We start from the raw sequence: 14175 nt of genomic DNA, 5'->3' as shown, positions 1-14175 counted from the left end.
TATGCCTCAATTCATCATCCACAGCGGCCGCTGTCTCAGATCACCGCCGGGGTGTGAATCACGCCGTCGTAGGCAACCTGGCCGTGCGAAAGATCCATCTTGCCGAGTGAGAGGTCCTGGCCGAGTGCCGCACTGAGTACCGCAAGCCGCGCCACGAACGAATGGTGGCGGCTGAAGTGGGCGTGCACTGCGGCGGGGTCCGGGAGGTCCCGGTTGGACAAGAGCCTCAGGATGTAACCCAGGTCCCGAGCGGCTCCGACGTTCCCGTTGTAGAACCGCGCGAACCGTCCGGTCTCCTGCGCCGCCAGCCATCCCATGTCAGAAATCTGCAACCGCCCGGCCATCCCCAAGTCGAACGTCCGCTCGTTCAGCTCCCGCCCGAAGTGCATCTGGTGCTGCTCATTGAACCCGATCATGGACCTGTTGTAGAGATCGTTCAGCGCCAGCGGCTCGAGCGGGTTTCCCGTCTGAGGAGAATGGACCTCGTAGGCCCACCCGCGCCGATCGCTTTCCTTCATCAATTGGTGCACGAGGACCCGAGCCCGGATGTGCCCGACGAATGACCAAACCAAGTCCGGAGTCACGCCGGTAGGGTGGAAGATTTCCGGGTCAGCAGCGAAGGGCAAGTACAGCAGTGGGATCCCCAGCGCCCGCCAGAATCGCGGGCTGGCGAATCGGTGGAAGTAACGTGCGTGCCGCAGAGTATGGAAATACTGCCGAGAGAGAGCTCGCCTCGGGTTCAGATGGCGCCACCCTAGTGGCGTCCTCATTTCATCAAAGTACGCCAGGCTGCTCGTTGCCACCGCGATTCGGTCCGCGTACTTCCCGTAGTGACTGAGGTTGTCGCCAGCACCGTTCATCAGTACCAACGTCTGGCTTTGTGGCCGGATGCTCCGCAGGACGGTCTCCGGGCACATCCCGTTCCAGATGATGAGATCGTAGTTTCCCAGGTGCATCTCGGTAGCATGCGCCGCTGACAGTTCGTCCACCGTCCAGCCGAAGCGACGGAGACAGCGCACGTATCCCATATGTGGCAGATAAAGGTGACTCCCGGACTGGACACCGACATAGAGAGCGAGCGACATGACCGCCCTTTCCTTTCAGATAAATGCGACTGTGAGATATGTGGCGGCACGCGACGGGTAGTCGAATCTCTATTGTCCATCTCATTTGAAAGACCGACGTAAGTATCGGTCAATTGTGCGCGGATTGGCCTCGTGTGGCCGGGGTCGACACCGCGCAATTAGGCTCTAGACGCTCAACCCACCAGCGGAAGGGTTCGAGTCACGCCCGCTGCTTCGAGACGCTTGCACGAGCCTGAAGGCCAACAGCGGCAGAGCGAAATACAGGAACAGCTGAGATATGACGAGCATGGACACAATTGGGGTGAGGGCCAACCAGATGCCGATGACCGCCGAGCCATAAGCGCCCGCGAACGAGGTTGCCCTCCAGAACCGCCTCTGCACGAACTCAAGCAGGGCGCCGAACATGCCGAAGATGAGTAGCACACCCGGCGGCCCGAGACTCCACCAGGCTTCCACGGCGAGCGGTAGGACCTGGTCATTAACATCGGGAGTGCCGTAGATGGCACGGTTGTACATGGCGGTCCCGTTTGAGTCCCGGTAAGGACCGCCGAGCGCGGGAATAGGTGAAAGTGCCGACGATATCAACAACTGCCCGGGATAATCTTGCGGTGGAGTTGACTCGAGCGCGAACGCCGGGAACTGGGGGCTCTGACCGTAGACCTGAATGGTTTCGAGGAGAGACGCGGCAGGATCCTCGTCGAGGCCGACCTGGGCACGGCTGTATCGTCCCCCTTCGGTAGCAAGGATCTCGCGCCGGACATTGCCCACCTGATAAGCGAAGACGAACAGACCGACCAGAACCAAAATTGTAAGCGCCTTCCGCGACCTTAGCGCCAGGAGCCCATAGGCGGCGAAGATGGCGATCACGGGTACCACTACCGCCGTCCGGTTGTAGCTATAGAGGCTTAACGGGGCAATGACTCCAACCAGAGGAAGGCCGATCCTTGACAGGGTCAGAGACCCGGATCTCCTCAACCGTTCGATCAGCAGCACGAACGCGAACGACAGGAAGGGCGGCCCGATCGCTGCCACCAGCCCCCGGAGAGCGGTGACGTTCTCGAGCTGCTTGACGTCGATCCTGCCCTGGAAATACGCAAGCGCCTGACCGACCGTGCCCACTCGTGCGACGACGCCGATGATTCCGATAGCGGCGAAGCCTGTGATCAGGCCCTCGAGGCTGCGCTGCCGGTGACGTCGCTGGCGGATCGGCCGACCGATCGGCGTGCCGGACGAACCGCCGCCGGCCCTCGACCGAACGCAGCTGGCTCCGATGAAGAACGCCACGTAGGCAATCGTGTTGAGCAGGATCGCGCCGTTGATTGTGCGGTGCGGCGGGATGTCGGGCAGAGTGCCGGCCCATGGCGGAACAACGTTGATAATCGCGGGAAGTGCGACCATCACCAGGAACCACACCGCCAGGCAGACGTTTCGAGGCGCCGGCAAAGGGGTCACCGGACGGGCGGCCGGCACGACAAGCAAGATCACGAAGTACACCACTGCACTGACGGCAGCCGCCGGATACGGGGTCTCCGGCCGTACCAAGATGGCGACAAAAGCCACTAGCGCAACCAGAGACAGTAAGGCAGCGAGGACAACAGTGGCCGTCACGCCTTGGCCCTTGCCTTCTGGATCCGGCGTCGATACCCCCGCTTCGACATAGCTGCCTGACGGCTTGGCGGTGGGCGCCCTAAGCCATGCAGACTCTGCGGGACGCGAACGCACTGGCGCCCGGGCCTCGGCGGTCACCGACACCACCGACACCTTTTCAGCCTGGCTACCGGTCAACGCTGGCACTCCTCTTCGTCTCGCCGCCCCATCTGATGAGAGCGGCCGTGTGCGCCGGCACGACCACCCACCTTTGACCGTTAGATCCGGTTTGTCCCCCCTACAACGAACGAGGTTTCCCGCAGTCACGCACGAGGCCACACGTCACTGCGGACATGGCGGTTCGTGGCGATCCGGCACGGGCTGGGGCGCGACCGGCCAGCCGGCCTGCCCCATCGACGGCCACGACCGCTACCGCATCCGGCTCACCGGCCCGGCCCCGTCGTCCGCGAACGACAAGCCGAAGCGCCATGACCAAGCTGCCCGGCGAAGTTGTCACGGCCGACGGTCACGCGACCGGCCGCGGAGTTCTTCTATATCGGAGAGTCGCTCGGAGACGCCTACCATCGCGGCCCGTCAGGCAGTGCGATACACCGAGATCCACAACCGGGGCCCGAACCGTCTTCCCCTGCGGGACGCCCGACCACACCCCACGTGCGTATCTATCGGGCACGCTCAAGCCCTCGGTCGAGTAGGGCTCGGTGCAGGCGAACCGGACCGCCACGCCCTTTTGGGTGGATTTGATAGTTAGAAGGTTATTCACGCCGACCGTCCGCTTTGCTCCCGGTACCGTCTGGCCCTGACGGATTGGTAGCCCCCTCCTGCGTTTTGCACCGACCGTGGCCCGGAACCTTGAGTACGCAAAGGGAGCATTCATGCCCATCGCCACCGCGTCCCAGCACGCTTCGGAACCTCGCCGGAAGGGGCCGCGCCTACTACTGCCGGCTCTCTTCGCCGCCGACTGTGGGGCCTGGGTGGGCGGCCTGACCGCGGCGGTATGGGCCCGATACGAGTTCGCTGTCACCGCCGGCCAAATGGCCGCGGCCATCACCGCGGGTCTGTCCGCCGCCGTGCTGCATCTCGGCATCTCGTGGGCGCGGCGAAAGCACCGGGGGCGATACCCGCTGGGCAGCGCAGCGGAGGCGCAGGCCCTGGCCGTGACGACCGCCTGCACCGGCCTCGCGTTGCTTCTCGCCGTCACCCTGGTCATGGACCGGCCGGTGCCGGCCAGTTCGCCACTTGTCGGGGCCGCGATTGCGCTGCTCTGCATGCTCGTGACCCGCTTGGTGCACCGCCGCCGCACCGACCGTGCACTACGGCCGGATGCGCGCTCCGCGACCCCGGTGCTGCTGTTCGGGCTGGGCTCGGCCGGGCAGGCGCTGCTGCGGGCGTTGCTCAGCGACCCGCGCGGCCGTTACCTCCCGGTCGGGCTCCTCGACGACGACCCGGAAAAAAGGCACCTGCGCATCGAGGACGTACCGGTACTCGGCGGTCGCGGCGAGATCGCCAACGCCGTCCAGCGGACCGGCGCCAGAACGCTGATCTTCTCCGTCGCCAATGCGGACGCGGAGGTGGTCCGGGAGATCCGCGCGCTGACGCTGACGGCCGGCGCCGAGTTCAAGGTACTACCCCCGGTTCGCGAACTGGTGGATCACCGGATCAGCGTGACCGACGTCCGCAACCCCAACATCTCCGACCTGCTCGGTCGACGGCAGGTGGTGACCGACCCGGTCACCAACGAGAGCGGACTGACCGGTCGACGAATCCTGGTCACCGGGGCGGGTGGATCGATCGGCTCCGAACTGTGCCGGCAGATCATGCGGGCCAATCCAGGTGAGCTGATGATGCTCGACCGGGACGAATCCGCCCTGCACAGCCTGCAGCTCTCGCTCTCCGGCCGAGCCCTGCTGGACGGCCCCGAGCTGATCCTCGCCGACCTCCGCGACCACGAGGGCATCCGGCGCGTCATCCACCAGCGGCGGCCCGACATCATCTTCCACGCCGCCGCGCTCAAGCACCTCACCCTCCTGCAGAGGCACCCAGGTGAAGCCGTCAAAACCAACGTCCATGGAACCCAGGCGGTCCTCGAGGCGTGCCGGGACGTAGCCAAGTTCGTCAACATCTCCACCGACAAGGCCGCCGATCCGGTGAGCGTGCTCGGCTACTCCAAACGGATCACCGAGCGGATGACCGCTCACGCCGCGCAGACCTACCCGGGCACCTTTCTCAGCGTGCGCTTCGGCAACGTACTGAGCAGCCGCGGCTCTGTGGTGACCTCGTTCCGCGCTCAGATCGACGGGGGGCTGCCGATCACCGTGACACATCCCGACGTCACCCGGTACCTGATGACCGTGCAGGAAGCGGTGCACCTGGTGCTGCAAGCGGCGGCGCTCGGCCGGGATGGCGAGGCGCTGGTCCTCGACATGGGCGGACCCGTACGGATCGACGACCTCGCCCGCCAACTCGCCGCCCAGGCGCCCGGGCCCACCCGCATCGTCTACACCGGCCTGCGTCCTGGCGAGAAGCTGCACGAGGACCTGTTCGGCAGGGACGAGCCGGATCTACGCCCCCTGCACCCGCTCATCTCGCACGTACCGGTTCCGCCGCTCGACCCCACCGAGGTCACGGCGCTAGACCCGTTCGACGACCCGGAAAAGATCATCGAACAACTCGCCTGGCTCTGTGAGCCGCCGGCAGGTCCGGCTTCCCGTGTCGCACTGAGGTGATCTCAACAAGATTCGGGTAGGTAGCGGTATTCGAAATGGGTGAGGTGCAGGGCGGCGCGGACGATGTCGCCGAGTCTGCGGGGGCTGGCGGTGCTGTGTCGTTGCGTTCGCCAGCGGCCGTTGAGGATGGCGAAGCCGCGTTCTCCTAGGCATCGCATGGATCGAAGTACGGCGTTGTAGGTGCGGTTGTCGACGGCGAGGCGGCGGCCATCGGCGGGCTGCTTGTACGGGGTGTGGATGCCCTGGCCAGCGCCCTCGTAGCCGGAGTCGGCCAGCGTCGGTAGGTGCAGGTGCGAGGCGGCCCAGTCAGGGCGCCGGTGACGTCCAGGTTCTGGGCGCAGGTCAAGTCGTGCAGGTGTCCGGGCATCACATCGGAGGTCCAGATCGGCAGCCCGTCGGGACGCATCACGGCTTGAATGTTGGCGCCGAAGTCACGGTGCTTGCCGGAGTACCAGGCGTCGATCGTCTCGCCTTTGACGCTGGTGGTGGTCTCGGCGACTCGGTCGGTGTCGAACAGCTTGCCGTCGAGGATCACGTGTGACCAGCCGTCGGCGGCGACCCGCGCGAGCGCGTCGTGCAGGGTGGGTGTCTGCGCCGCGAGGACCCGTACGGCCTCGGCGACGTACCGGTAGGCGGTGGCCCGCGAGACTCCGAAACTGGCCCCGAGGGTGGTCTTGTCCTCGCCCTTGCGGAACCACACCAACACAAGGACTGCCTGGTAGAAGCAGGTCAGGGCTCGGGTTCCCGGTCGGGTGCCCATCGCCAGGCGTTCGGCGCGTAGTAGCCGCGCCACGTGCTGTACGAGTTCCCTGGGGACATCGAGCATGATGCCCCTATGGATGTCAAGCGGGCGTGGGAACCGCGGTTGTCGAGTTCGGCGTTGTGAGGATCTTGTAGATGGTGCGGGCGAGGTAGCGTTTGAGGCAGCGGATGATCTCACGCTTGGAGAGGCCTTCGGTGGTGCGTCGTTGCAGGTAGGCCTGGGTGCGGGGATCCCAGCGCAGGCCGGTGAGGGCGGCACGGAACAGGGCGGCGTTGGCCTGTCGGTGGCCGCCGCGGTTGAGGCGGTGTCGTTGGATCCTGCCGGAGGACGCCTGCACGGGGCTGACGCCGCACAGGGCGGCGAAGGACGCCTCGCTGGTCAGTCGGTGCGGGTTGTCGCCGGCGACGATGAGCAGCGTCGCGGCGCTGTCGGGTCCGATCCCACGCAGGTCGAGCAGGTCGGGTGCGGTGGCCTGCACGGTGTCGGTGATGCGTTGATGCAGGTCACGTACTTCCTCGTCGAGGTGGCGTACCCGCCGGGCGAGGCTGGTGAGGGTGTGGGCGACTACCGCCGTGACCCCGTCGTAGTGAGCTGGGTCCAGCGCACGGCAGGCGCGTAGCAGCCGCGCCGGAGTCAACGACGCGAGTTGCTCACGCAGGCCGGACTCGGCGTTGATCAGGACCGCCTTGAGCTGGTTCACCGCCTGGACACGCGCTTTGACGGCCGAGTCTTTGGCCAGCTTGAGCACGCGCAGGGCCTCCACCGGCCCGTCGGCGGTCTTCGGCGTGGCCGTCGCCGAACCGGCCAGGACGGCGCGGGCCGCAGCTTCGGCGTCGACCGCGTCGCTCTTACCGCGCCGTCGCCGGGCGGCCCGATCAGGCCGGTTGACCTCCACCACCGCGACGCCCTCGGCGTACAGGGCGCGGGTCAGGCCAGCGCCGTACGCGCCGGTGCCTTCCACCCCCGCCCGGTGGAGGAGGCCGTGTCCGCGCGCCCAGGCGATGAGCTGCCGATACCCGTCGCCCGTCGCCGGGAAGGACCGACTGTCCAGCAGCACACCGACCGTGTCCAGCACCGCCGCCACGTGCACGTCCTTGTGGGTGTCCACACCCACGACGACCTCCCGGTCGCCATCCCCAGCATCAACCCGAACCACCACAAGAACCTCGCATCGCTCGACGTGACCAGCAGGGGCGTCACCACCGGTGGTCGGCACGGTCAGACCTGTGACGGTGCTGATGCCAAGGCCCCTATTCGGACACGCACGAGCACCGGTGGTGGCTCGCACCGCCTCGGGGTCGCGGTCGACAGATCAAGCTCAAGGCGACCAGGCCAGGCACGATACGGGTCAGACCACGACCCCGAAGCAGCGCCTGATCATCCTCACAGGCACGATAGGCGATCACGTGGGGCCCTCCGGATAGATCAGCTTCCTTCGCAAGAACCTGTCTATCGGGGGCCCCACACTTCTCCCGGCATCGTCCGCTATGGACCTAATGCCCGTGTCGCCCCAATCGGCGCCGCAATCCTTGCTGAGATCACCTCACTGAATGCCGCACTCGCCAACTAGAGCTGATCTCTGCAGTAACGGCAACTATTGTCGGGAGCACAGCGGTGACCTTGCCGGGTGCGCCGGCGGTGAACCTACCGCTGGCGCGCCTTCCGGTACGACCGCCGGACACCGGGCCGATGTGATGAGCTGTAGGGGTGGCGGGATACCGGCTGGGCCTTGGTGCTGCATCCCACCCGGGACGTCTCCGAGGTGGTCGGGATCATCGAACGGTGGGCGGCGCGCCACCGCAAGACGCTGCTCGTACGCGCGGAGGACCGGCACCGGGTGCCGCCCACGGTCGAGCCTATCCCCGCCGCCGAGCTGGCCACCCGCGCGGACGCCCTGATCAGCATCGGCGGGGACGGCACCATGCTGGACGCGCTGCGCTCGGCGGTACGGGATCCGAAGCCCGTGCTCGGCGTGCACCTGGGCCGGTTCGGCTTCCTGGTCGAGGTCGAGCCGCCGGAGCCGGCCGTGCCGGACCGGCTGGCCGCCAACGACATCACCATCGAGTCGCACGCCTGCCTGGTCTGTGACGTGTGCGGGGACGACGTGGTGGCCTTCAACGACATCGCGCTGGTCCGCCAGCCCGGCTCCGGGTTCGTCTCCGCCACCCTCGGGGTGGACGGGCAGCGGTACGGCTACTACCGCTGCGACGCGCTGGTGGTCAGCACGCCGACCGGCTCCATGGCGGACGGCTACTGCCGGCGGGCCACTGATCTCCCCGGCCACCCTGGCGGTGGTGGTGACGCCGTCCGCGCCGATGGCCGGCATCTCCCGGTCCGTGGTGCTCTCCCCCGACGAGACCATCCGGCTGGAGCTGCGCCCCGGCTCCCCTCTGCCGCAGTCGCCGTCGAGATGGACGGGGTGGTGATCCGGGACGCGGCGACCGAGGGCACGGTGGACATCAGCTACCGCCGGGACGCCGGGCAGGTGGTCCGTTTCGACCCGCGCCGCTACCAGGAGCGCAACCAGCTGAAGCTGAGCCTGCTCGACCTGCCGCCGCGCTGCCGGGACGAGATCACCGCAACCGCCGCCAGTTTCCCCGGACTGGCCAAGGTGGAGACCCTCGGCCGTACGGTGCAGGGCAAACCGATCCTCGCTGTCAAGGTCACGAAGAACGCGAGGACGGTCCCGGACGGCCGGCGTCCGGCGGTGCTCTACGCCAGCACCCAGCACGCTCGCGAGTGGATCACGCCGGAGATGACCCGCCGGCTGCTGCACCACGTGCTGGACAGCTACGGCACCGACGCGGAGATCACCCGCCTGGTGAACAGCACCGAGCTGTGGTTCCTGCCGGTGGCCAACCCGGACGGCTACGACCACACGTTCACCCCGGGCAACCGGCTGTGGCGCAAGAACCTGCGCGACAACGACGGTGACGGGCAGATCACCACCGCGGACGGCGTCGACCTCAACCGCAACTACAGCTACAAGTGGGGGTACGACGACGAGGGCTCCTCGCCGGAGCCGAACAGCGACACCTACCGCGGCCCAGGCCCCAACTCGGAGCCGGAGACGAAGGCGCTGGACGCCCTCTTCAAGCGGATCGGCTTCGAGTTCTTCGTCAACTACCACTCCGCGGCGCAGCTGCTGCTCTACGGCGTCGGGTGGCAGGTGAGCACCCCCACGCCGGACGACGTGATCTACCAGGCGATGGTCGGCGACGACGCGCACCCGGCGGTGCCCGGCTACGACCCGGACATCTCCGCGGAGCTGTACACCACCAACGGCGACACCGACTCCCACGCCACGGTCCGGTACGGCACCCTCGGCTTCACCCTGGAGATGTCCACCTGCCAGGCGGCGGCCGCCTCCGACCCGGACGACGAGTGGCGCCCGGAGGACTGCATCAGCGGGTTCATCTTCCCCGACGACGAGGACCTGATCTCCGCCGAGGTGACGAAGAACCTGCCGTTCGCCCTCGCGGTGGCGAAGTCGGCGGCCGACCCGGACGACCCGGTCTCGGTGGTCGGCCGCAACACCCCGGACTTCGTGGTGGACTCCTTCGACACCTCGTACGGGCGTACGCAGCAGGTCGCCTCGATCACGCGGCGGGCGCTCAAGGACGTCCGGATGCACTACGCGGTCAACGGCGGCCGGCCGAAGACCGTCATCGTCCACGAGTGGCGCGGCGGTGAGCGGTACGGCGACACGAACGACGAGTACTACGCCGAGCTGCGCGGCACCGTGACAGGGACGAAGGCCGGCGACCGGGTCGAGGTCTGGTTCTCCGGCGTCAAGCCCCGCAAGGGTCCGGTCGCCAGCGAGCACTTCACCTACCGCGTGCACACCGACATCGTCGGCGACGTGCTGGTGCTGGCGGTGGAGGACGCGACCGGCCTGAGTCCGGCCCAGGGCACCACCACCGCGAAGTACGCCGACGAGATGGGCGCATCGCTGGCCGCCGCGGGCCGCAGCAGCGACGTCTACGACTTCGACGCGATGGGCCGGCGGGCCCCGCACCCGCTGGGCGTGCTCTCGCACTACCAGGCGGTGGTCTGGGAGACCGGGGACGACATCATCCTCCGCTCGCAAGGGCAGGTCGGCGGCACCGCGGCCGAGGCCGCGCTGAACACCGAGCTGGCCGTGCGCGACTACCTCAACGAGGGCGGCAAGCTCCTGGTGAGCGGCAAGTACGCGCTCTTCGCCCAGGGCGCCAACGGGTCGTACGCCTACCGCCCGGACGCCCCGCCGGAGTGCACCGATCCCGACGACGTCACCTGCCTGCCGTTGCTCAACGACTTCCAGCAGTACTACCTGGGGGCGTACAACTACGTCAGCGACGGGGGCACCGCGGCGGACGGCACGCCGTACCCGGTCAGCGGGTCGGACGGGGCGTTCGCCGGCTTCGCCGGGCAGCTCAACGCGGCCGGGTCGGCCGGCAACCAGGACCACACCGCGTCGTTCCTCACCACGTCGAGCTTCCTGCCGCCGGACCAGTTCCCGCAGTTCGCCAGCTCGGCGGCGGTGGACTGGGCCCGGCCGGGCAGCGCGCCGTTCGACCCGCGCACGGGCGAGTGGTACCTGTACAGCGGGCGGGCCGACGAGTCGTACAAGCGGCTCACCCGGACCGTCGACCTGACCTCGGCGACCAGCGGTGAGCTGCGCTTCTTCACCTCGTACGACATTGAGGAGAACTGGGACTTCCTGATCGTCGAGGCGCACGAGGTGGGCAGCGACGACGACTGGACCACCCTGCCGGACTCCGGCGGCCTCACCGGCACGGTGACCGGGGACAGCTGCGCCTCGGGCTGGGTGGACCAGCTGCACCCGTTCCTCGCCCACTACCAGGGCGCCGACTGCTCCCCCACCGGCAGCACCGGCACCTGGAACGCGGCCACCGGCGCCTCCGGCGGCTGGAAGGAGTTCACCGCCGACCTGTCGGCCTACGCCGGCAGGAAGGTCGAGGTCTCCATCTCGTACGTCTCCGACTGGGGCACCCAGGGCCTGGGCGTCTTCCTGGACGACGTGCGGGTGATCGCCGACGGCGCCGTCGTCTCGGAGACCTCGTTCGAGACGCCGGACCTGGGCGGCTGGACGGTGGCCGGGGCGCCGGCTGGCTCCGCGCCCGGCGCCAACGACTGCGCCCGCAGCCAGCAGGCCTTCTCCGAAGGGGCGGCGGTGGTCACCGACGACACCGTCTACCTCGGCTTCGGGCTGGAGGGGCTGGCCCCGGCGGCCCGGGACGACCTGGTCGCCCGGTCGCTGACCCACCTGACCGGACGTCCGCGCCGGTAGCGGTCGGGGATGCGCCGGCGGTGGCCGCACCGCCGGCGCACCTCCCAGTAAGCCGGGCGCATCCCAACCCGATGTGGTGAGCTGTACGGGTGGCGGGGCTGGGTCTGGTGCTGCACCCCACCCGGGACGTCTCCGAGGTGGTCGGAATCATCGAACGGTGGGCGTCGCGCCACCGCAAGACGCTGATGGTGCGCGCGGAGGACGCGCACCGGGTGCCGTCGAGCGTCGAACCGGTCCCCGCGGCGGAGGTGGCCACCCGAGCGGACGCCCTGATCAGCATCGGCGGGGACGGCACCATGCTGGGCGCGCTGCGCTCCGCGGTGCGGGACCCGAAGCCGGTGCTCGGGGTACACCTGGGGCGGCTCGGCTTCCTGGTGGAGGTGGAGCCGCCGGATCTGCCGGAGGCGCTGAGCCGGCTGCTGGCGAAGGACTTCACCGTCGAGTCGCACGCCTGCCTGGCCTGCGACGTGTGCGGCGAAGACGTGGTGGCGTTCAACGACATCGCGATGGTCCGCCAGCCCGGCTCCGGCTTCGTCACCGCCACCCTGGCCGTGGACGGCCAGCGGTATGGCTACTACCGCTGCGACGCCCTGGTGGTGAGCACGCCGACCGGCTCCACGGCCTACAGCTACGCCGCGGGCGGTCCGCTGGTCTCCCCGGCGGCGGACGCGGTGGTGGTGACCCCGTCGGCGCCGATGGCGGGCATCTCCCGGTCGTTGGTGCTCTCGCCGCAGGAGCGCATCCGGCTGGAGCTGGAGCCGAAATCGGCGGCGGTCGCCGTCGAGATGGACGGGGTGATCTTCAAGGACGCGGCGACCGAGGGGTGGGTGGACATCAGCTACCGCCGGGACGCCGGCCGGGTGGTCCGCTTCGACCCGCTCCGTCACCAGGAGCGCAACCAGCTCAAGTTGAGCCTGCTCGACCTGCCGTTCCTGCCCGACCAGCTCCGCGAGCTGCTTCCCGACGAAATACGGCGGCAGCGCCACGAGCGGAAGCTGCCGCCGCCCTGCTGACCGGAGCCGCCCGCCCACCCGGGGTGCACGGGCGGCGGGTCTGCTCAGGCCTTGGCCAGCACTCCGTCCACCAGCGCCTTCGCCTCCTCCTGGATCTGGGCGAGGTGGTCGGCCCCGCGGAACGACTCGGCGTAGATCTTGTAGACGTCCTCGGTGCCGGACGGGCGGGCGGCGAACCAGCCGGACTCGGTGGTCACCTTCAGCCCGCCGATCGGCGCGCCGTTGCCCGGGGCCGTGGTGAGCGTGGCGGTGATCGGCTCGCCGGCCAGTTCGGTGGCGGTGACCTGCTCCGGGGAGAGCTTGCCGAGCACCTCCTTCTGCTCGCGGGTCGCCGGGGCGTCGATCCGGGCGTACGCGGGGGCGCCGAACCGCTCGGTCAGCTCTGCGTAGTGCTGGCCTGGGGTCCGCCCGGTGATGGCGATGATCTCCGAGGCGAGCAGGCAGAGCAGGATCCCGTCCTTGTCGGTGGTCCAGGTGCCCCCGTCGCGCCGCAGGAAGGACGCGCCGGCGCTCTCCTCGCCGCCGAAGCCGACCGCGCCGTCGAGCAGGCCCGGCACGAACCACTTGAACCCGACCGGCACCTCGAGCAGTGGCCGGTCCAGGTCGGCGGCGATCCGGTCGATCATGGACGAGGAGACCAGCGTCTTGCCGACCGCCGCCGCCGGGCCCCACAGCGACCGGGTACGGAACAGGTGGCCGATCGCCACCGCCAGGTAGTGGTTGGGGTTCATCAGGCCGCCGTCGGGGGTGACGATGCCGTGCCGGTCGGCGTCGGCGTCGTTGCCGGTGGAGACCTGGTATTCGGCGCGGGCGGCGATCAGCGAGGCCATCGCGTTCGGCGAGGAGCAGTCCATCCGGATCTTGCCGTCCCCGTCGAGGGTCATGAACCGCCAGGTCGGGTCGACCGTCGGGTTGATCACGGTCAGGTCCAGCCGGTGCCGCTCGGCGATCTCGCCCCAGTACGCCACGCTCGCGCCGCCGAGCGGATCCGCGCCGATGCGGACCCCGGCGTCACGGATGGCGTCGATGTCGATCGCCGCCGGCAGGTCGTCGACGTAGCTCGCGAGGAAGTCGTACTCCCCGGTGGTGTCGGCGGCCCGGGCCCGCGCGTAGGTGATCCGGCGGACCTCCTTGAGCCCGGCGGTGAGGATCGCGTTGGCCCGGTCCTGGATCCACCGGGTGACGTCGGTGTCGGCCGGCCCGCCGTTGGTGGGGTTGTACTTGAAGCCGCCGTCGTCGGGCGGGTTGTGCGACGGGGTGATGACGATGCCGTCGGCGAGCCCGCTGGTGCGCCCCCGGTTGTGGGTGAGGATCGCGTGCGACAGCGCAGGGGTCGGGGTGTAGCCGTCGCGGCTGTCCACCAGGACGGTGACCCCGTTGGCGGCGAGCACCTCCAGGGCGTCCACCGCGGCCGGCGCGGAGAGCGCGTGGGTGTCCCGGGCGAGGAAGAGCGGGCCGTCCGGGCCGTGCTCCCGTCGGTAGTCGCAGAGCGCCTGGGTGACCGCCAGGATGTGGTCGGAGTTGAACGCGTTGCGCAGGCTGGAGCCCCGGTGGCCGGAGGTGCCGAAGGAGACCTGCTGCGCCGGGTCCGCCGGGTCCGGGTGCTCGGCGTAGTAGGCGGTCACCAGGCGCGGCACGTCGACCAGGTCGGCGGCCTCGGCGGGCTGGCCGGCACGGGGGTGGGTCACGG

At 68.8% G+C, this 14175-nt stretch carries 9 protein-coding genes and 1 pseudogene; 4 read left to right on the top strand and 6 right to left on the bottom strand.

Annotated features, from left to right (window positions below; all coding sequences use genetic code 11):
• Positions 1 to 35 precede the first annotated feature (35 nt).
• Together OG470_RS17765 and OG470_RS17760 are read right to left on the bottom strand one after the other, a co-directional pair.
• Entirely contained in the window at positions 36 to 1085 is a 1050-nt protein-coding gene (locus tag OG470_RS17765; protein WP_328425699.1) for a hypothetical protein, read from the bottom strand.
• 165 nt (positions 1086 to 1250) lie between these two features.
• Positions 1251 to 2870: a hypothetical protein gene (locus OG470_RS17760; protein ID WP_328425697.1), complete on the bottom strand. Its 1620-nt coding sequence runs from the start codon at positions 2868 to 2870 to the stop codon at positions 1251 to 1253.
• A 695-nt stretch (positions 2871 to 3565) separates the two neighbouring features.
• Here OG470_RS17760 and OG470_RS17755 point away from each other — a divergent pair.
• Positions 3566 to 5416 (top strand): polysaccharide biosynthesis protein, encoded by a 1851-nt coding sequence (locus OG470_RS17755; protein ID WP_328425695.1) that lies wholly within the window; start codon positions 3566 to 3568, stop codon positions 5414 to 5416.
• A 2-nt stretch (positions 5417 to 5418) separates the two neighbouring features.
• On the opposite strand, the gene OG470_RS17750 is transcribed toward OG470_RS17755, so the two are convergent.
• From OG470_RS17750 to OG470_RS17740, 3 genes are read right to left on the bottom strand one after another with little or no spacing between them, the layout of a single operon-like run.
• Positions 5419 to 5655, bottom strand: a complete 237-nt coding sequence (locus OG470_RS17750; RefSeq protein ID WP_328426433.1) for a transposase family protein — start codon at positions 5653 to 5655, stop codon at positions 5419 to 5421.
• Positions 5562 to 6242, bottom strand: a complete 681-nt coding sequence (locus OG470_RS17745) for a transposase family protein (RefSeq protein WP_328425693.1) — start codon at positions 6240 to 6242, stop codon at positions 5562 to 5564. The genes OG470_RS17750 and OG470_RS17745 overlap by 94 nt, the downstream gene beginning before the upstream one ends.
• 16 nt (positions 6243 to 6258) lie before the next feature.
• The gene (locus OG470_RS17740; RefSeq protein WP_328425691.1) at positions 6259 to 7335 is read right to left on the bottom strand and encodes an IS110 family transposase; all 1077 of its coding nucleotides are present in this window, start codon (positions 7333 to 7335) and stop codon (positions 6259 to 6261) included.
• 573 nt (positions 7336 to 7908) lie between these two features.
• On the opposite strand from OG470_RS17740, the pseudogene OG470_RS17735 reads away from it, so the two are divergent.
• From OG470_RS17735 to OG470_RS17725, 3 genes and pseudogenes are all read left to right on the top strand, one after another.
• Positions 7909 to 8733 (top strand): annotated as a pseudogene (locus OG470_RS17735) (NAD(+)/NADH kinase); the annotation flags it as partial.
• Positions 8707 to 11472 (top strand): M14 family metallopeptidase, encoded by a 2766-nt coding sequence (locus OG470_RS17730; protein ID WP_328426431.1) that lies wholly within the window; start codon positions 8707 to 8709, stop codon positions 11470 to 11472. The pseudogene OG470_RS17735 and the gene OG470_RS17730, both read left to right, overlap by 27 nt.
• 98 nt (positions 11473 to 11570) lie before the next feature.
• Positions 11571 to 12485: an NAD(+)/NADH kinase gene (locus OG470_RS17725; RefSeq protein WP_442931198.1), complete on the top strand. Its 915-nt coding sequence runs from the start codon at positions 11571 to 11573 to the stop codon at positions 12483 to 12485.
• 44 nt (positions 12486 to 12529) lie between these two features.
• Here OG470_RS17725 and pgm read toward each other — a convergent pair whose 3' ends face one another.
• Positions 12530 to 14173 carry a phosphoglucomutase (alpha-D-glucose-1,6-bisphosphate-dependent) gene (gene pgm, locus OG470_RS17720; RefSeq protein ID WP_328425687.1) on the bottom strand — a complete coding sequence of 548 codons (1644 nt, stop codon included), beginning with the start codon at positions 14171 to 14173 and terminating at the stop codon, positions 12530 to 12532.
• Between the last annotated feature and the right edge of the window lie 2 nt (positions 14174 to 14175).

This window comes from Micromonospora sp. NBC_00389 (assembly GCF_036059255.1).
Classification (GTDB): Bacteria; Actinomycetota; Actinomycetes; order Mycobacteriales; family Micromonosporaceae; genus Micromonospora.
Note: the sequence above shows the minus strand (reverse complement) of the source record. Positions and strands in the feature narration are given on the sequence as shown.

What these genes read in the sequence shown, in the direction of transcription:
- OG470_RS17745 (WP_328425693.1), bottom strand. Translation starts at nt 6,242, where the DNA reads ATGCTCGATGTCCCCAGGGAACTCGTACAGCACGTGGCGCGGCTACTA.
- OG470_RS17755 (WP_328425695.1), top strand. Translation starts at nt 3,566, where the DNA reads ATGCCCATCGCCACCGCGTCCCAGCACGCTTCGGAACCTCGCCGGAAG.
- OG470_RS17765 (WP_328425699.1), bottom strand. Translation starts at nt 1,085, where the DNA reads ATGTCGCTCGCTCTCTATGTCGGTGTCCAGTCCGGGAGTCACCTTTAT.